This is a genomic window from Streptococcus halitosis (genome assembly GCF_027691175.1).
Classification (GTDB): domain Bacteria; phylum Bacillota; class Bacilli; order Lactobacillales; family Streptococcaceae; genus Streptococcus; species Streptococcus halitosis_A.
Genome location: NZ_JAQFBD010000001.1, coordinates 206353 through 221898, shown reverse-complemented (window position 1 = coordinate 221898; position 15546 = coordinate 206353). Strand labels below are relative to the sequence as shown.

General features: G+C 41.0%; 29 protein-coding genes. All 29 read right to left on the bottom strand.

Annotated elements, in window-relative coordinates; genetic code table 11:
• Window positions 1-182 precede the first annotated feature (182 nt).
• Window positions 183-1520: a PFL family protein gene (locus tag PG086_RS01105; RefSeq protein ID WP_084932105.1), complete on the bottom strand. Its 1338-nt coding sequence runs from the start codon at window positions 1518-1520 to the stop codon at window positions 183-185.
• 9 nt (window positions 1521-1529) lie between these two features.
• Window positions 1530-1796 (bottom strand): ACT domain-containing protein, encoded by a 267-nt coding sequence (locus PG086_RS01100; RefSeq protein WP_009729700.1) that lies wholly within the window; start codon window positions 1794-1796, stop codon window positions 1530-1532.
• A 262-nt stretch (window positions 1797-2058) separates the two neighbouring features.
• Window positions 2059-2445 (bottom strand): 50S ribosomal protein L17, encoded by a 387-nt coding sequence (gene rplQ / locus PG086_RS01095; RefSeq protein WP_000331493.1) that lies wholly within the window; start codon window positions 2443-2445, stop codon window positions 2059-2061.
• Window positions 2446-2456: 11 nt separating this feature from the next.
• Window positions 2457-3392, bottom strand: a complete 936-nt coding sequence (locus tag PG086_RS01090) for a DNA-directed RNA polymerase subunit alpha (RefSeq protein ID WP_000568983.1) — start codon at window positions 3390-3392, stop codon at window positions 2457-2459.
• 42 nt (window positions 3393-3434) lie between these two features.
• Window positions 3435-3818 carry a 30S ribosomal protein S11 gene (gene rpsK / locus PG086_RS01085; RefSeq protein WP_001118385.1) on the bottom strand — a complete coding sequence of 128 codons (384 nt, stop codon included), beginning with the start codon at window positions 3816-3818 and terminating at the stop codon, window positions 3435-3437.
• 17 nt (window positions 3819-3835) lie between these two features.
• On the bottom strand, window positions 3836-4201 hold the full coding sequence (rpsM, locus tag PG086_RS01080; RefSeq protein ID WP_000090786.1) for a 30S ribosomal protein S13: 366 nt from the start codon (window positions 4199-4201) through the stop codon (window positions 3836-3838).
• Between the two features lie 17 nt (window positions 4202-4218).
• Window positions 4219-4335, bottom strand: a complete 117-nt coding sequence (rpmJ, locus tag PG086_RS01075) for a 50S ribosomal protein L36 (RefSeq protein ID WP_001808836.1) — start codon at window positions 4333-4335, stop codon at window positions 4219-4221.
• A 24-nt stretch (window positions 4336-4359) separates the two neighbouring features.
• Window positions 4360-4578, bottom strand: coding sequence for a translation initiation factor IF-1 (gene infA / locus PG086_RS01070; protein ID WP_001029883.1), 219 nt, complete (start codon window positions 4576-4578; stop codon window positions 4360-4362).
• A gap of 116 nt (window positions 4579-4694) precedes the next feature.
• Window positions 4695-5333, bottom strand: a complete 639-nt coding sequence (locus PG086_RS01065) for an adenylate kinase (RefSeq protein WP_001050426.1) — start codon at window positions 5331-5333, stop codon at window positions 4695-4697.
• A gap of 156 nt (window positions 5334-5489) precedes the next feature.
• Window positions 5490-6800, bottom strand: a complete 1311-nt coding sequence (gene secY, locus PG086_RS01060) for a preprotein translocase subunit SecY (RefSeq protein WP_000465390.1) — start codon at window positions 6798-6800, stop codon at window positions 5490-5492.
• 12 nt (window positions 6801-6812) lie between these two features.
• The gene (rplO, locus tag PG086_RS01055) at window positions 6813-7253 is read right to left on the bottom strand and encodes a 50S ribosomal protein L15 (RefSeq protein WP_000766089.1); all 441 of its coding nucleotides are present in this window, start codon (window positions 7251-7253) and stop codon (window positions 6813-6815) included.
• 145 nt (window positions 7254-7398) lie between these two features.
• The gene (gene rpmD / locus PG086_RS01050; RefSeq protein WP_000057241.1) at window positions 7399-7581 is read right to left on the bottom strand and encodes a 50S ribosomal protein L30; all 183 of its coding nucleotides are present in this window, start codon (window positions 7579-7581) and stop codon (window positions 7399-7401) included.
• A 13-nt stretch (window positions 7582-7594) separates the two neighbouring features.
• Window positions 7595-8089, bottom strand: a complete 495-nt coding sequence (rpsE, locus tag PG086_RS01045; RefSeq protein WP_000874204.1) for a 30S ribosomal protein S5 — start codon at window positions 8087-8089, stop codon at window positions 7595-7597.
• A gap of 17 nt (window positions 8090-8106) precedes the next feature.
• The gene (gene rplR, locus PG086_RS01040) at window positions 8107-8463 is read right to left on the bottom strand and encodes a 50S ribosomal protein L18 (protein WP_000624044.1); all 357 of its coding nucleotides are present in this window, start codon (window positions 8461-8463) and stop codon (window positions 8107-8109) included.
• 83 nt (window positions 8464-8546) lie between these two features.
• Entirely contained in the window at window positions 8547-9083 is a 537-nt protein-coding gene (gene rplF, locus PG086_RS01035; protein WP_000086642.1) for a 50S ribosomal protein L6, read from the bottom strand.
• Window positions 9084-9270: 187 nt separating this feature from the next.
• Window positions 9271-9669 (bottom strand): 30S ribosomal protein S8, encoded by a 399-nt coding sequence (gene rpsH / locus PG086_RS01030; RefSeq protein WP_000245504.1) that lies wholly within the window; start codon window positions 9667-9669, stop codon window positions 9271-9273.
• A gap of 213 nt (window positions 9670-9882) precedes the next feature.
• A complete protein-coding gene (locus tag PG086_RS01025) occupies window positions 9883-10068 on the bottom strand; it encodes a type Z 30S ribosomal protein S14 (RefSeq protein ID WP_001085697.1) in 186 nt (61 codons plus the stop codon).
• A 17-nt stretch (window positions 10069-10085) separates the two neighbouring features.
• Complete coding sequence (gene rplE / locus PG086_RS01020; RefSeq protein WP_000013542.1) at window positions 10086-10628, bottom strand: 50S ribosomal protein L5; 543 nt, start codon at window positions 10626-10628, stop codon at window positions 10086-10088.
• Window positions 10629-10651: 23 nt separating this feature from the next.
• Window positions 10652-10957: a 50S ribosomal protein L24 gene (rplX, locus tag PG086_RS01015; RefSeq protein ID WP_000497691.1), complete on the bottom strand. Its 306-nt coding sequence runs from the start codon at window positions 10955-10957 to the stop codon at window positions 10652-10654.
• A 77-nt stretch (window positions 10958-11034) separates the two neighbouring features.
• Window positions 11035-11403: a 50S ribosomal protein L14 gene (rplN, locus tag PG086_RS01010; RefSeq protein ID WP_000616547.1), complete on the bottom strand. Its 369-nt coding sequence runs from the start codon at window positions 11401-11403 to the stop codon at window positions 11035-11037.
• 25 nt (window positions 11404-11428) lie between these two features.
• On the bottom strand, window positions 11429-11689 hold the full coding sequence (gene rpsQ, locus PG086_RS01005; RefSeq protein WP_000440801.1) for a 30S ribosomal protein S17: 261 nt from the start codon (window positions 11687-11689) through the stop codon (window positions 11429-11431).
• Window positions 11690-11713: 24 nt separating this feature from the next.
• Window positions 11714-11920, bottom strand: coding sequence for a 50S ribosomal protein L29 (rpmC, locus tag PG086_RS01000; RefSeq protein WP_000772918.1), 207 nt, complete (start codon window positions 11918-11920; stop codon window positions 11714-11716).
• Between the two features lie 9 nt (window positions 11921-11929).
• Window positions 11930-12343 carry a 50S ribosomal protein L16 gene (rplP, locus tag PG086_RS00995; protein ID WP_000960947.1) on the bottom strand — a complete coding sequence of 138 codons (414 nt, stop codon included), beginning with the start codon at window positions 12341-12343 and terminating at the stop codon, window positions 11930-11932.
• A 3-nt stretch (window positions 12344-12346) separates the two neighbouring features.
• Window positions 12347-13000 carry a 30S ribosomal protein S3 gene (gene rpsC, locus PG086_RS00990; RefSeq protein WP_000529936.1) on the bottom strand — a complete coding sequence of 218 codons (654 nt, stop codon included), beginning with the start codon at window positions 12998-13000 and terminating at the stop codon, window positions 12347-12349.
• Between the two features lie 12 nt (window positions 13001-13012).
• A complete protein-coding gene (gene rplV, locus PG086_RS00985; protein ID WP_000818137.1) occupies window positions 13013-13357 on the bottom strand; it encodes a 50S ribosomal protein L22 in 345 nt (114 codons plus the stop codon).
• A gap of 11 nt (window positions 13358-13368) precedes the next feature.
• Window positions 13369-13650, bottom strand: coding sequence for a 30S ribosomal protein S19 (rpsS, locus tag PG086_RS00980; RefSeq protein WP_000533766.1), 282 nt, complete (start codon window positions 13648-13650; stop codon window positions 13369-13371).
• A gap of 104 nt (window positions 13651-13754) precedes the next feature.
• Window positions 13755-14588, bottom strand: a complete 834-nt coding sequence (gene rplB / locus PG086_RS00975; protein ID WP_000512905.1) for a 50S ribosomal protein L2 — start codon at window positions 14586-14588, stop codon at window positions 13755-13757.
• A gap of 17 nt (window positions 14589-14605) precedes the next feature.
• Window positions 14606-14902: a 50S ribosomal protein L23 gene (locus tag PG086_RS00970; protein ID WP_001055347.1), complete on the bottom strand. Its 297-nt coding sequence runs from the start codon at window positions 14900-14902 to the stop codon at window positions 14606-14608.
• Window positions 14902-15525, bottom strand: coding sequence for a 50S ribosomal protein L4 (rplD, locus tag PG086_RS00965; protein ID WP_000024550.1), 624 nt, complete (start codon window positions 15523-15525; stop codon window positions 14902-14904). The genes PG086_RS00970 and rplD overlap by 1 nt, the downstream gene beginning before the upstream one ends.
• Window positions 15526-15546: the final 21 nt, after the last annotated feature.

The window sequence follows — 15546 nt, the reverse complement described above, 5'->3', positions numbered from 1 at the left end:
TTCAAAAGCAAAGCCAACATTTGTAAATTACCCAAAAGAAAAGCTACCCTCATGGTAGCTTCCCTAGGAGATTATTATGAAAAAGTTTAGGATTTCTATTAAATAAAGTTAGAAGGTCTTTATTTAATGATTATAGTATACACAGTCATCCTTAAACTCAACTTAAATCTTCTCTCTTTTTATTAATTTTTAAAACTATGAATTGGCGCAGGAATTTGGCCACCGCGAGAGATGAAATCAACAGACGAAGCCCCGTTAACCTTCATAACTGGAGCTGTCCCTAGCAAGCCACCAAACTCAATCATATCGCCTTCTTTTCCCTTTGGAATAATACGGACAGCCGTTGTTTTCATGTTAATAACACCAATTGCCGCCTCATCCGCAATCATAGCCGCAATGGTCTCAGCAGGCGTATCTTCCGGAATGGCAATCATATCCAGCCCGACAGAACAGATAGCCGTCATGGCCTCTAGTTTCTCTAAATTCAGAGATCCATTTTGCACCGCAGCAATCATCCCCTCATCTTCAGAAACGGGGATAAAAGCACCTGACAAGCCACCGACTTGGTTACAAGCCATCACTCCGCCCTTCTTAACTTGGTCATTCAAAAGAGCGAGGGCAGCCGTCGTCCCATGCGTACCAACTGTTTCTAATCCCATTTCCTCAAGGACACGAGCCACAGAGTCACCAACCGCAGGAGTTGGCGCCAAGCTTAGGTCGACAATTCCAAAGTCAACACCCAGTCTCTCGCTGGCCATCTGACCAACTAATTGACCGATACGAGTAATCTTAAAGGCCGTTTTCTTGACCGTCTCGGCTACTACATCAAAGCTCTGTCCACGAACCTTTTCCAAGGCGCGCTTGACCACACCAGGACCCGAAACTCCGACATTGATGATAACATCTGCTTCGCCAACACCATGGAAAGCCCCTGCCATAAAAGGATTGTCCTCAACAGCATTAGCAAATACGACCAACTTGGCCGCACCCATATCTGATAGCGCAGCTGTTTCCTTGATGATACGGCCCATATCAGCGACCGCAGTCATGTTGATACCTGACTTAGTTGAGCCAATGTTAACAGACGAACAAACCTTGTCTGTCTCAGCTAGAGCGCGTGGGATAGAATTGATGAGAATTTCATCTCCTTTTTGGTAGCCTTTTTGTACCAAAGCTGAGAATCCACCGATAAAGTCAACACCAATCTCTTTGGCAGCCTTGTCAAGTGCCTTTGCCAAAACAAGATAGTCTGTCGCATCAGTCGCAGCACCAATTAAAGAAATCGGAGTCACCGATACCCGTTTATTAACAATAGGAATCCCAAGTTCTGCAGCAATTTCATCTCCTACAGCCACTAGATTTGCAGCTTTAGTGGTGATTTTTTGGTAAATCTTTTCAGCAGCACGATTGATATCTGGATCAATACAGTCCAAAAGGGAAATCCCCATGGTGATGGTTCTGATATCGAAGTTCTGCTCTTCGATCATGGCAATGGTTTCCGTAACTTGTCTAATATCCATGATAACCTCCTAGATATTGTACATAGCATCAAAAATCGCTGCACTTTGAATATTGATTTTAACATTCAAGGTTTGCCCAAAGTTTTCAAACTCATTTCGTAAAGTGGTGAAATCCTGCTTTTCGTCACTAGAAACGACCGCCATCATGGTAAAATATTCATCCAGTACTGTTTGAGAGATATCGTCAATATTCAAACCCAACTCTGCAATCTTAGTAGATACACCTGCAACAATCCCAGCCTTGTCCTTGCCAACCACTGTAATAATAGCCTTCATCCTTATACCCCATCTCTACGATTATTAAAAAACCTGAACGTTTTTGATTTTCTTTTTATCTAGTATAGCATATTTCCATAGAAAATACTAAAAACGCCTGCTTACGAAGTTGTTCTTAAGAAAAAAACAATTTCGTAAACAAGCGTCTACCCTATCAAATGATGATGAGTGTTCCCGCTAGGACCGAAGTCCCAGCGGTAGACCAGAGCTAGACTAAGAGCACAAGACTCCATCATCATAACACTCAACAAAATTGATGATTTTATACTAATTCGATGATCGCCATTGGCGCAGCATCACCACGACGTGGTTCAGTTTTAAGGATACGAGTGTATCCACCGTTACGTTCAGCATAACGAGGTGCGATTTCTGAGAACAATTTTTGAAGTGCTGTAGTAGAAGTGTACTTATCAGTTGCTTCATCATAGTTTTCAGATGCGATTTCATTACGTACGAAAGCAGCTGCTTGACGACGTGCATGCAAATCACCACGTTTACCTAGAGTAATCATTTTTTCAACAGTTTTACGGATTTCTTTAGCACGAGCTTCAGTTGTCACGATTGATTCGTTGATCAAAAGGTCAGTTGTCAAATCGCGAAGCATTGCTTTACGTTGTGAGCTAGTGCGTCCTAGTTTACGGTAAGCCATGTATTCCTCCTTTATTTATCTTTTAATCCAAGACCCAAGTCAATGAGTTTGAGTTTCACTTCTTCCAAACTCTTGCGTCCAAGATTTCGTACTTTCATCATCTCTGCTTCAGATTTTTCTGTCAAATCATGCACCGTATTGATACCGGCACGTTTCAAACAGTTATATGAACGCACAGACAAGTCCAGTTCCTCAATCGTACGATCCAAAATACGGTCATCCGATTCAGTATCAGCTTCTTTCATCACTTCTGCAGATTTAGCAATCTCTGTAAGATTTGTAAACAAATCAAGATGTTCTGTCAAGATACGTGCTGAAAGCCCTAAAGCATCTTCTGGAATAATTGTTCCATTTGTCAAGATTTCAAGGGTTAATTTGTCAAAACCATCGTTACTACCTACACGAGCAGGTTCAACTTGATAGTTGACTTTTGTAACTGGTGTATAAATAGAATCTACAGCAAGTGTTCCAACTGGCGCATTATCTTTTTTGTTTTCATCAGCAGGCACATATCCACGACCACTGTTAACAGTCATTGTCGCCTTTAGAGAAGAACCTTCACCGATTGTAAAGAGATAATGATCTGGATTTACAATCTCAATATCACTGTCAGTCAAAATATCTCCAGCTGTAATTTCAGCAGGGCCTTCAACGTCAAGCTCAATGATTTTTTCGTCTTCAACGTATGATTTCACTGCAATCCCTTTAATGTTCAGAATGATTTGCATCACGTCTTCACGAACACCTGGAACTGTGTCAAACTCATGTAACACACCATCAATGTTGATAGATGTCACAGCTGCCCCTGGTAGAGAAGCTAGTAGTACACGACGAAGAGAGTTACCAAGAGTTGTACCGTAGCCACGTTCAAGTGGTTCGATTACAAACTTGCCATAATCTTTATTTTCATCAATTTTTGTTATATTTGGTTTTTCAAACTCAATCATTTAGTTACTCCCTCTTAAACGAAAAGCAGTGTAATGCGATGATTATACACGGCGACGTTTTGGAGGACGAGCACCATTGTGTGGCACTGGAGTCACATCACGAATTGCTGTTACTTCAAGACCAGCGGCAGCAAGCGCACGAATAGCTGACTCACGACCAGAACCTGGACCTTTTACAGTAACTTCAACTGATTTAAGACCGTGTTCTTGTGCAGATTTAGCAGCAGCTTCAGAAGCCATTTGAGCAGCGAATGGTGTAGATTTACGAGAACCTTTGAAACCAAGAGCACCAGCTGATGACCAAGCAATTGCATTACCATGCACATCAGTAATCATAACAATAGTGTTATTAAATGTAGCGTGAATATGAGCAATACCAGATTCGATATTCTTTTTCACACGACGTTTACGTGTTGGTTTAGCCAAGACTTTTACCTCCTATATTATTTTTTCTTACCAGCAATCGCAACAGCTTTACCTTTACGAGTGCGAGCGTTGTTTTTAGTGTTTTGTCCACGGACAGGAAGTCCACGACGGTGACGAATACCACGGTATGAACCGATTTCCATCAAACGTTTAATGTTCAAGTTTACTTCACGACGAAGGTCACCTTCAACTTTGATTGCATCCACTTCACGACGGATAGCATCTTCTTGATCTGATGTAAGGTCACGTACACGAACATCTTCTGAGATTCCAGCAGCAGCCAAAATTTTCTTAGATGTTGAAAGTCCGATACCATAAACGTAAGTCAATGAGATTACTACGCGTTTGTCATTTGGAATGTCAACTCCAGCAATACGAGCCATGTTTTCTCCTTTCTATCTTATCCTTGACGTTGTTTGTGTTTTGGATTTGCTGGGCAAATTACCATAACACGACCATTACGACGAATTACTTTACAGTATTCGCAAATTGGTTTGACCGATGGTCTTACTTTCATTTCTTATCCCTCCAAGTTTTTCGATTATTTAAAGCGGTAAGTGATACGTCCACGTGTCAAGTCATATGGACTCATCTCGACAGTAACACGATCTCCCGCTAAAATACGAATATAGTTTTTACGAATTTTACCAGAAACTGTTGCTAAAATCTGATGTCCATTTTCAAGTTCAACCGTAAACATTGCGTTCGGCATTGTATCGACTACTTTGCCTTCAACTTCAATCACATCGTCTTTTGCCACGCAAAAGCACCTCCATAAATTTCGATTCGATGCCTCAAGACACAGAGGCAACAATTATAAGTCAGACTATCTCAGTATAACATTTGTCGCGATTTTTTGCAAGTATGAAAAACGCTTTATTTCAAATTTGTCAATACTTTTTCGATGTCTTTGAACACATCATTGATATCTTGATTTCCTTCGATATCATGAACTAAACCTTTAGCACGATAGTGGGCAATGATTGGTTCACCTTGTGCAATATTCACATCCAAACGACGCTTAACTGTCTCAGGTTTATCATCTTCACGTTGGTAGTAATCCTCTTCTTTGTAGTCAACTGGTGGATTGAAAACTTTGTGGAAAGTTTCACCTGTTTTGCGGTGAATGATACGGCCACTCAAGCGTTCCAAGAGACAATCTGGATTCACTTCGATGTTGATTACTCCTTCAAGTTCAATACCAAGTTCAGCCAATGTTTCATCCAAGGCATGAGCTTGTTCAATCGTACGTGGGTAACCATCTAACAAGAAACCTGTTTCTTTGATATCGTCCTGTGAAAGGCGTTCTTTAACAATACCATTTGTAACTTCGTCTGGGACCAACTCACCTTTGTCAATATATGACTTTGCGAGTACACCCATTTCAGTTTGATTTGCCATTGCAGCACGGAACATATCGCCTGTTGAGATATGTGCAACATGGAATTTCTCCACAATTTTAGCTGCTTGCGTTCCCTTACCTGCTCCAGGTAAGCCCATAATCAAAAGATTCATGATAGGATCTCCTTATTTTGTATTTAAATAGAAGCAGAAATCTATTTCAACCCCTATTTAAAAACAAAATAGAAGAGAGGAGATAAAAATCTGACAAAGTCTTCGATTTTTACACTCCACTCTCTGAGCAATAGTCAATTTTATTTCCTATTACAACTATTCTGTTGTGTCTAAGAAACCAACATACTTACGTTTCAATAGATACCCTTCCAATTGTTTAATTCCTTCAATACCTGTCGAGATAATGATTAGTAGACTTGTTCCCCCAAAAGCAACAACTTCTGAAAGGCCAAATACATCTTTAGCTACGATAGGTAAGATAGAAATAACACCTAGGAAGAGAGAGCCGACAGTAGCAAGACGACGAAGAAGTTTCGACATGTATTCTTCTGTCCCTTTACCAGGACGGACCCCATGAATGTAGGCTCCACTCTTTTGCAAGTTTTCTGCTGCCTTCTCTGGATTGATCTGTACAAATGTATAGAAGAATGTAAAGAGAATGATTAACAAGGCATACATAGCAACACCTGTTGGAGATGTTGTAGATAACATTTCCTGTGCCGTACGTACCCAAGCCCAATCATGACCTGTAGCACTCAAAAATTGAAGGATAGCTGCAGGTGCTGCTGTAATTGAACTTGCAAAGATAACTGGGATAACCCCTGCTGGGTTTACCTTCAAAGGGAGGTATGAACTTGATGGGGCTCCTTGAGCAACTTTTGTATATTGGATTGGGATTTTATATTCTGCCTGTTGAACATATGTTGTAAAGTAAACAATCAACAAGACAGCGATAATCAAAATAACAACAAAGATAATAGATGAAGTCAATCGGCTACTTGGAATATTGACAAAGTAGTCAACATAGATCCCCTTAATCATCTCAGGAATTGAAGCGACAATACCTGCAAAGATGATCATGGAAACACCGTTACCATATCCTTTATCTGTAATTTGTTCCCCAAGCCAAGTTACAATCATACTACCTGCTGTTAGGATGATCCCAATGGTAACAAAGACTTGTGGAGTTAAATCTGTCGTTAATAATTTCGCTCCAGATAGAGTATTAAACCCTGCTGTAATCCCGATAGATTGAACAAATGCAAGTACCAGTGCAATATAACGAGTAGCCTGGTTTAGTTTTCTCCGTCCTACTTCCCCTTGTTTTCCCCATTCTACAAACTTCGGTAAAATATCCATTTGTAGCAATTGAACAACGATAGAAGCAGTGATGTACGGACTTACACCAAGTGCAAAAACGGAGAAGTTCTTCATGGCATTCCCTGAAACAAGACTAAGCATGTTTAAGAAAGATAAACCACTAAGAGCTTCTAAACTTTTTGCATTCACCCCTGGAACAGTAATACTTGTCCCAATACGGAAAACAAGAATGATAAAAATTGTAAAGAGAATTTTTGATCGAACTTGTTTAACCTTGAGAGCTTCTTTTAATAATTTAAAAAACATGGGTCACCTCTCTTAGATGACTTCTACAGAACCACCTTTAGCAGTGATAGCTTCCTCAGCTGATTTAGAGAATTTAGCTGCTTTCACAGTCAATTTCTTAGTCAATTCACCGTTACCAAGAATTTTAACGCCTGATTTTTCAGCTTTCACAATTCCTGCTTCGATAAGCACAACTGGAGTCACTTCAGCACCATCTTCAAAGACGTTCAATTGGTCAAGGTTTACAATTGCGTATTCTTTAGCGTTGATGTTAGTGAATCCACGTTTTGGAAGACGACGGAACAATGGAGTTTGTCCACCTTCAAAACCAAGGCGAACTCCGCCACCGCTACGAGCTTTTTGACCTTTTTGACCGCGACCAGATGTTTTACCGTTACCTGATGAAGTACCACGACCAACACGGTTACGTACTTTACGAGAACCTTCTGCAGGTTTCAATTCATGAAGTTTCATTATTATTTTCTCCTCTTTTGTAAAATGCTAGCGCCGATAAGAGAGAAAAGGTTGTCTCCCTTATCAACTCGCCTATACATTCGTCATCTTAGATGACTATATCTAGTTTTAGGGGATGAGTATTGCCACATCCCCTAAAAATTCATTAGTTTACTTCTTCAACTGTTACCAAGTGAGATACTGCAGTGATCATACCACGGATAGCAGCGTTGTCTTCTTTGATAACAGAGCTGTTCAATTTGCCAAGTCCAAGTGCTACAACAGTTTTACGTTGTGATGGAATGCGTCCGATTGGAGACTTAGTCAAAGTAATTTTAATTTGAGCCATTTTATCCCCTTTCTTATGCCAAATCAGAAACTGAGATACCACGAAGGGCAGCAACTTCTTCAGCGCGTTTCAATTGTTTCAAACCTTCAACAGTTGCGCGAACAATGTTGATTGGAGTGTTAGAGCCAAGTGATTTAGATGTAATATCTGCCACACCTGCCAATTCCACAACGGCACGAACTGCACCACCAGCGGCAACTCCAGAACCTTCTACAGCAGGTTTCAACAATACTTTAGCTCCACCGAATTCTGAAAGAACTTCGTGTGGGATTGTTGTTCCAACCATAGGAACTTCAATCAAGTTTTTCTTAGCATCTTCTACTGCTTTGCGGATTGCTTCTGGAACTTCTTGAGCTTTACCTGTACCAAATCCTACACGACCGTTGTGGTCACCGACAACAACAAGAGCTGCGAAACGAAGACGACGTCCACCTTTAACAACTTTTGTAACACGGTTGACAGCAACTACGCGTTCTTCTAATTCAACTGCATTGTCTTTAAATGCCATTTTCTAGTGTCCTCCTATTAGAATTTCAATCCGTTTTCACGAGCTGCATCAGCCAAAGCTTTCACACGTCCGTGATATAGATATCCACCGCGGTCGAACACCACTTCTGAAATACCTTTAGCGTTTGCACGTTCTGCAACGAGTTTACCGACAGCAACGGCTTGTTCAGTTTTAGTTCCTTTTGAAACTTCTTTGTCAAGAGTTGAAGCACTTGCGAGCGTTACACCCGCTACGTCATCAATCACTTGAGCGTAGATGCCTGTATTAGAACGGAATACGTTCAAACGTGGGCGATCAGCAGTTCCAGAGAGTTTTCCGCGAACGCGACGGTGGCGTTTTTGACGGAGTTTATTTTTATCTGGTTTAGAAATCACAGTTTTCACCTCTTTAGTTTTAAATCGCGTGCTATGCACAAAGTTGGAAAATAGGTTGGTGGTTGAAAATCAACCACTCAACATTATTTACCTGTTTTACCTTCTTTAAGACGAACGTACTCTCCAACGTAACGAATACCTTTACCTTTGTAAGGTTCTGGTGAACGAAGGCTACGTACGTAAGCAGCTGTTTGCCCAACCACTTCTTTTGAAATTCCGCTAACAACAATTGTTGTTGGGTTTGGAAGTTCAAAAGTAATTCCTTCTGGAGCTTCAACTTCATCTGGATGAGATTTACCAACAGCCAAAACAAGTTTTGATCCTTGAAGTTGTGCACGGTAACCAACCCCACGCATTTCAAGTTCTTTCTTAAATCCTTCTGATACACCAATTACCATGTTATTCAAAAGGGCACGAGTAGTTCCGTGGATAGTTTTCATTTCTTTTGAATCGTTTGGACGGTGAAGAGTTACTTCAGTACCTTCCACGCGAATTTCAATATCTTTTGAGAACTTACGAGTAAGTTCTCCTTTAGGTCCTTTTACAGTTACTACGTTGTCATTGTTAGTGACTTCAACACCAGCAGGCAACACGATAACTTTATTACCAATACGTGACATGTTTATTTTCTCCTGTTAAATTGTCAGGCCTTGACGGCCAGTTTTCACGGGGTTAAATCGATTTCTCGATTTAAAGGAACATTTAGGTTTCAATTTCAAAGTGAGTCTAGGCATCGTCTCGCAGGCATAACTTTGGGTTAGGCAAGAGACGATAACGAAGAGTCACAAAGAAATTGGGAGCTAAATATTACCAAACGTAAGCGATAACTTCTCCACCAACGTTCTTTTGACGAGCTTCTTTATCAGTAAGCAAACCTTCAGAAGTTGAAAGGATAGCAATTCCAAGTCCGTTAAGTACTTTTGGAAGATCTTCACGTTTTTTGTAGACACGAAGTCCTGGTTTAGAAACGCGTTTCAAGTTAGTGATAACTTTTTCACCGTTTGGTCCGTATTTAAGGAATACACGGATGATGCCTTGTTTGTCATCTTCGATGATTTCAACGTTTTTTACAAAACCTTCGCGTTTAAGGATTTCAGCAATCCCTTTTTTGATGTTTGATGCAGGTACTTCAAGTACTTCGTGTTTCGCTTGGTTAGCGTTACGAATGCGAGTTAGGAAGTCTGCGATTGGGTCAGTCATAACCATTTTGTTTTTCTCCTCTTACTAGTAGTTTGCAAGTTGCACTTGCTAGTTAATGATTGAGCTGGGCTCAGATAGTATTGACACATTCAAATGAGAGAACTCTTATTTGAACACGAGCTACAACCTGGGCAAAAAAGATAAATTTGTTTTGGAGCATCGCTCCTTCACCAAATTTCCTATTTTTGCTGTGGTTGTTACGCTCTTTGTATCATGATATTACCAAGATGCTTTTGTTACACCAGGAATTTGTCCTTTGTAAGCTAATTCACGGAAGCAAACACGGCAAAGTTTAAATTTGCGGTAAACTGAATGTGGGCGACCACATTTTTCACAACGAGTATAAGCTTGAGTAGAGAACTTCGCTGGACGTTTGTTCTTAGCAATCATTGATTTTTTAGCCATTAGATTTACCTCCTATATTATTTTGCAAAAGGCATTCCAAGGCCTGTAAGCAATGCACGTGACTCTTCGTCAGTGTTAGCAGTTGTTACGATAACGATGTCAAGACCACGAGTTTTGTCAACGTCATCAAAGTTGATTTCTGGGAAGATCAATTGTTCTTTCACACCAAGAGTGTAGTTTCCGCGTCCATCAAATGATTTTGTTGGAACACCGTGGAAGTCACGCACACGTGGAAGTGAAACTGAAACCAATTTATCCAAGAATTCGTACATACGTTCCCCACGAAGGGTAACTTTTGCACCGATCGCTACACCTTCACGAAGACGGAAGCCGGCGATTGATTTTTTAGCTTTAGTGATAAGTGGTTTTTGACCTGAGATAAGTGCCAATTCTTCAGCAGCTTTTTCAAGACTTTTAGCGTTTGATACAGCTTCACCAACACCCATGTTCAAAACGATCTTATCTACTTTAGGCACAGCCATCACTGATGAGTAGTTGAATTGTTCTGTCAAAGCAGGAACTACTTCATTAAGATATTTTTCTTTTAAACGATTTGCCATTATACTTCTCCTTTCCTTCGTAATTAATCAAGCACTTCGCCTGATTTTTTGTTGTAGCGAACTTTTTTACCGTCTACAAATTTGTAACCAACACGACCAGCTACACCATTTTTGTCCAATACTTGAACGTTTGATACGTGGATAGCTGCTTCTTTCTCAATGATACCACCTTGAGGAAGCTCGTTAGTTGGACGTTGGTGTTTCTTAACGATGTTAACACCTTCAACGATAACTTTGTTTACTTTTGGAAGGGCAGTAAGGACAACAGCTTCTGTTCCCTTATCTTTACCAGCGATTACGCGAACTTTGTCGCCTTTTTTTACAAACATTAGGTTTCTCCTTGATTTTTCTTACGCCCACAAGGGCACCCTAGCTTGAAGCTAGGGGACTAGTTTGTTTCTAAAAATTAAAGTACTTCTGGAGCAAGTGACACGATCTTCATGAAGCCACCTTCACGCAATTCACGTGCAACTGGGCCAAAGATACGTGTTCCGCGAGGAGTTTTGTCATCACGGATGATAACAGCTGCATTTTCGTCAAACTTGATGTATGAACCATCAGCGCGACGAGCACCTGATTTAGTACGAACGATAACAGCTTTTACAACGTCACCTTTTTTAACCGCACCACCAGGAGTAGCTTGTTTTACAGATGCCACAATGACATCACCGATGTTCGCAAATTTACGTTTAGAACCACCAAGAACTTTGATAGTCAAGATTTCGCGCGCACCGCTGTTGTCTGCGACTTTCAAACGAGTTTCTGTTTGAATCATTTCAGTTTTCTCCTTTCAGGCTTGATTAGATGATAACCGCTTCTTCAACAACTTCTACAAGACGGAAACGTTTTGTAGCTGAAAGCGGGCGAGTTTCCATGATACGTACGATATCGCCTTCTTTGGCAACATTGTTTTCATCATGTGCTTTGTATTTTTTAGAGTAGTTAATACGTTTACCATAGACTGGGTGGTTACGTTTTGTTTCAACTACAACTGTGATTGTCTTGTCCATTTTGTCAGATACAACACGTCCAACAAGAACTTTACGATTATTGCGTTCCATTGAAATTTCTCCTTCCCTAGTCTATTATTTCGCTTCAGATTGAACTGTTTTGATACGAGCGATTTGTTTTTTAACTTCTTTCAAGCGAGCTGTTTGTTCCAATTGACCAGTAGCAGCTTGGAAACGAAGTTCAAACAATTCTTTTTTCAATTCGTTTTCGCGCTTCGCGAGTTCTTCTTGAGAAAGACCACGAAGTTCTTTAACAAATTCTTTTACTTCATTAAGTTTCATGCCTTCTCCTTATTCTGCTTCACGTTTTACGAATTTAGTTTTAACTGGCAATTTGTGGCTAGCAAGACGAAGCGCTTCACGTGCAATCTCTTCAGATACACCAGCGATTTCGAACATCACTTTACCACGTTTAACTGGTGCTACCCAACCTTCAGGTGCCCCTTTACCAGATCCCATACGCACACCGATAGCTTTAGCAGTGTATGATTTGTGTGGGAAGATTTTAATCCAAACTTTACCACCACGTTTCATGTAACGAGTCATGGCGATACGAGCAGCTTCGATTTGGCGGTTAGTGATCCAGTGGCTAGTTGTAGCTTGAAGACCGTATTCACCGAATGCTACTTCTTTTCCACCTTTTGCTTCACCGCGCATTTTTCCACGGAATTCACGACGGTGTTTAACACGTTTAGGTACTAACATTGGTTATTTACCTCCTTTAGTGTTTTTACGAGCTGGAAGAACTTCACCACGGTAGATCCATACTTTAACACCAAGTTTACCGTATGTAGTATCTGCTTCTTCCCAAGCGTAATCGATATCTGCACGAAGTGTGTGGAGTGGAACAGTTCCTTCTGAGTATCCTTCAGCACGGGCAATATCTGCACCGTTCAAACGACCTGATACTTGAGTTTTGATTCCTTTAGCTCCAGCACGCATTGCGCGTTGGATTGCTTGTTTTTGTGCACGACGGAAAGCAACACGTTGCTCCAATTGACGAGCAATTCCTTCACCTACAAGGTGAGCATCCAAATCAGGTTGTTTGATTTCGATGATGTTGATGTGTACTTGTTTTCCAGTCAATTTGTTAAGTTTTGCACGGAGTGCATCAACGTTAGCGCCACCTTTACCGATAACCATACCTGGTTTAGCAGTGTGAAGTGAAACGTTAACTTTGTTCACTGCGCGTTCGATTTCGATAGTTGAAACTGCTGCGTCAGCAAGTTCTTTTTGAACGAATTTACGGATTGCAAGATCTTCATGAAGGTAATCCGCGTATTCTTTTTCAGCATACCATTTGGCATCCCAATCACGGATGATGCCGACACGCATACCAATTGGATGTACTTTTTGACCCACGATGTTACCTCCTTATTTTTCTGCAACAGCTACAGTGATGTGAGCTGTACGTTTGTTGATTGGTGAAGCTGAACCTTTCGCACGTGGACGGAAACGTTTCATAGTTGGTCCTTCGTTTGCGAATGCTTCAGATACTACCAAGTTAGCTTTATCCAAACCAAAGTTGTTTTCAGCGTTAGCTACAGCTGAATTCAAAACTTTCAAGATGATTTCAGCAGCTTTGTTTGGAGTGAATGTCAAGATTGCAATAGCGTCGGCTACGCTTTTACCACGAATATTGTCAAGAACAAGACGTGATTTACGAGGTGAAACACGTACTGTACGAGCCATTGCTTTAGCTGAAGTAATTTCTGCCATTTATGTTCTCCTTATTTTCTACGTGTTTTCTTGTCGTCTGCAGCGTGACCTTTGTAAGTACGTGTTGGTGCAAATTCACCAAGTTTGTGACCTACCATGTCTTCTTGGATGTAAACAGGTACGTGTTTACGTCCGTCATAAACTGCAATAGTGTAACCAATGAAACTTGGGAAGATCGTTGAACGACGTGACCAAGTTTTGATAACTTTTTTCTTTTCGTCGTTAGCTTGAGCTTCAACTTTTTTCATCAAATGCTCATCGACGAAAGGTCCTTTTTTAAGACTGCGTCCCATTTTTATGTATTCTCCTTTAAATATTGTACCACAGCGGCTTGCGCTCACATGGAGCGCTACCGAGCTGGCGGAATTTCCTAGTTGCTTAAGCGACTAGTTTACTATTATTTCTCGTTGCGACGACGAACGATAAGTTTGTCAGATTTCGCTTTCTTGTTACGAGTTTTAAGACCAAGAGCAGGTTTGCCCCATGGAGTAGATGGCGCTTTACGACCAACTGGTGCTTTACCTTCACCACCACCGTGTGGGTGATCGTTAGGGTTCATTACAGAACCACGAACTGTTGGGCGGATACCTTTCCAACGGCTACGTCCTGCTTTACCAAGGTTTACAAGTCCATGTTGTTCGTTTCCGACAACACCAACTGTAGCACGACAAGTTCCAAGAATCATACGAACTTCGCCAGATTGAAGACGAACAAGAACGTATTTACCTTCTTGACCCAATACTTGAGCAGAAGCTCCAGCTGCACGGACCAATTCTCCACCACGACCTGGTTTCAACTCGATGTTGTGGATCAAAGTACCAACTGGGATGTTAGCAAGTGGAAGAGCGTTTCCGACTTTGATATCTGCTTCTGGGCCTGAAACGATACGTTGACCAACTTCAAGACCTTTTGGAGCGATGATGTATGCTTTCACACCGTCTGTATAGTGTACAAGAGCGATGTTTGCAGAACGGTTTGGATCGTACTCGATTGTTTTAACAACTGCTTCAACGTTGTCTTTGTTGCGTTTGAAGTCAACTAAACGGTAGAAGCGTTTGTGCCCACCACCTTGGTGACGAACAGTGATACGACCGTTGTTGTTACGACCAGCCTTGTTCTTCAAAGCAACAAGCAATGATTTTTCAGGAGTGCTTGTTGTGATTTCAGCGAAATCCAAAGAAGTCATATTACGGCGACCGTTTGTTGTTGGTTTATAAACACGAATTCCCACGATATTTCCTCCTTAGATTATTCAGCTTCAGCAGCAAACAACTCGATTGCTTTTGAATCAGCTGTAAGAGTGATGATAGCTTTTTTAGTTTTGTTAGTAAAACCAGTGTAACGTCCAACACGTTTAGCTTTAGGTTTTACGTTGATTGTGTTGACATTTGCAACTTTAACACCTTCAAAAGCAGCTTCAACAGCTTGCTTAATCAAAAGTTTGTGTGCACGAGTGTCAACTTCAAATACATACTTTCCTGCTTCAAGTTGAGCCATTGAGCTTTCAGTGATAACAGGTTTTTTGATAACATCATACAAATTCATTATGCAAGAACCTCCTCGATTTTAGAGATAGCTGCTTGAGTAACAAGAAGTTTGTCACTATTTGCGATGTCAAGAACACTTGCAGTTGTAGCGGTCGCAACTTTCACGTTTGGAAGGTTACGAGCTGAAAGAGCTGCGAATTCGTTTCCTTCTTCAAGAATAACAAGGACTTTAGAATCGATGCTCAAAGCTGCAAGAACTTTTGCAAATTCAGCAGTTTTTGGAGCTGTAAATTCAAGAGAATCAACGGCTACAAATTTGTTTTCAGCAACTTTTTCTGAGTAAACAGATTTAAGCGCAAGGCGACGAACTTTTTGAGGAAGTTTGTACGCATAGCTACGTGGAGTTGGTCCGAAGACAGTTCCACCACCACGCCATTGTGGAGAGCGGATAGAACCTTGACGAGCACGTCCAGTTCCTTTTTGACGCCATGGTTTGCGTCCGCCACCTGAAACAGCTGAGCGATTTTTGACTGCGTGAGTTCCTTGACGAAGGCTAGCACGTTGGCTGATGATCACATCAAACACAACAGATTGGTTTGGTTCAATACCAAAGATTGCATCGTTAAGAACAACTTCGCCAGCTTGTTTACCAGTTTGGTCGAATAATGTTACATTTGCCATTTTGACTGTATTCCCCTTTCC

Bases quoted from the DNA above. Each gene is read 5' to 3' on its own strand.
- PG086_RS01105 (WP_084932105.1), bottom strand. From the start codon at position 1,520: ATGGATATTAGACAAGTTACGGAAACCATTGCCATGATCGAAGAGCAG.
- PG086_RS01100 (WP_009729700.1), bottom strand. From the start codon at position 1,796: ATGAAGGCTATTATTACAGTGGTTGGCAAGGACAAGGCTGGGATTGTT.
- rplQ (WP_000331493.1), bottom strand. From the start codon at position 2,445: ATGGCTTACCGTAAACTAGGACGCACTAGCTCACAACGTAAAGCAATG.
- PG086_RS01090 (WP_000568983.1), bottom strand. From the start codon at position 3,392: ATGATTGAGTTTGAAAAACCAAATATAACAAAAATTGATGAAAATAAA.
- rpsM (WP_000090786.1), bottom strand. From the start codon at position 4,201: ATGGCTCGTATTGCTGGAGTTGACATTCCAAATGACAAACGCGTAGTA.
- rpmJ (WP_001808836.1), bottom strand. From the start codon at position 4,335: ATGAAAGTAAGACCATCGGTCAAACCAATTTGCGAATACTGTAAAGTA.
- PG086_RS01065 (WP_001050426.1), bottom strand. From the start codon at position 5,333: ATGAATCTTTTGATTATGGGCTTACCTGGAGCAGGTAAGGGAACGCAA.
- secY (WP_000465390.1), bottom strand. From the start codon at position 6,800: ATGTTTTTTAAATTATTAAAAGAAGCTCTCAAGGTTAAACAAGTTCGA.
- rplO (WP_000766089.1), bottom strand. From the start codon at position 7,253: ATGAAACTTCATGAATTGAAACCTGCAGAAGGTTCTCGTAAAGTACGT.
- rpmD (WP_000057241.1), bottom strand. From the start codon at position 7,581: ATGGCTCAAATTAAAATTACTTTGACTAAGTCTCCAATCGGACGCATT.
- rpsE (WP_000874204.1), bottom strand. From the start codon at position 8,089: ATGGCATTTAAAGACAATGCAGTTGAATTAGAAGAACGCGTAGTTGCT.
- rplF (WP_000086642.1), bottom strand. From the start codon at position 9,083: ATGTCACGTATTGGTAATAAAGTTATCGTGTTGCCTGCTGGTGTTGAA.
- rpsH (WP_000245504.1), bottom strand. From the start codon at position 9,669: ATGGTTATGACTGACCCAATCGCAGACTTCCTAACTCGCATTCGTAAC.
- PG086_RS01025 (WP_001085697.1), bottom strand. From the start codon at position 10,068: ATGGCTAAAAAATCAATGATTGCTAAGAACAAACGTCCAGCGAAGTTC.
- rplE (WP_000013542.1), bottom strand. From the start codon at position 10,628: ATGGCAAATCGTTTAAAAGAAAAATATCTTAATGAAGTAGTTCCTGCT.
- rplX (WP_000497691.1), bottom strand. From the start codon at position 10,957: ATGTTTGTAAAAAAAGGCGACAAAGTTCGCGTAATCGCTGGTAAAGAT.
- rplN (WP_000616547.1), bottom strand. From the start codon at position 11,403: ATGATTCAAACAGAAACTCGTTTGAAAGTCGCAGACAACAGCGGTGCG.
- rpsQ (WP_000440801.1), bottom strand. From the start codon at position 11,689: ATGGAACGCAATAATCGTAAAGTTCTTGTTGGACGTGTTGTATCTGAC.
- rpmC (WP_000772918.1), bottom strand. From the start codon at position 11,920: ATGAAACTTAATGAAGTAAAAGAATTTGTTAAAGAACTTCGTGGTCTT.
- rplP (WP_000960947.1), bottom strand. From the start codon at position 12,343: ATGTTAGTACCTAAACGTGTTAAACACCGTCGTGAATTCCGTGGAAAA.
- rplV (WP_000818137.1), bottom strand. From the start codon at position 13,357: ATGGCAGAAATTACTTCAGCTAAAGCAATGGCTCGTACAGTACGTGTT.
- rpsS (WP_000533766.1), bottom strand. From the start codon at position 13,650: ATGGGACGCAGTCTTAAAAAAGGACCTTTCGTCGATGAGCATTTGATG.
- PG086_RS00970 (WP_001055347.1), bottom strand. From the start codon at position 14,902: ATGAATTTGTATGATGTTATCAAAAAACCTGTTATCACTGAAAGCTCA.
- rplD (WP_000024550.1), bottom strand. From the start codon at position 15,525: ATGGCAAATGTAACATTATTCGACCAAACTGGTAAACAAGCTGGCGAA.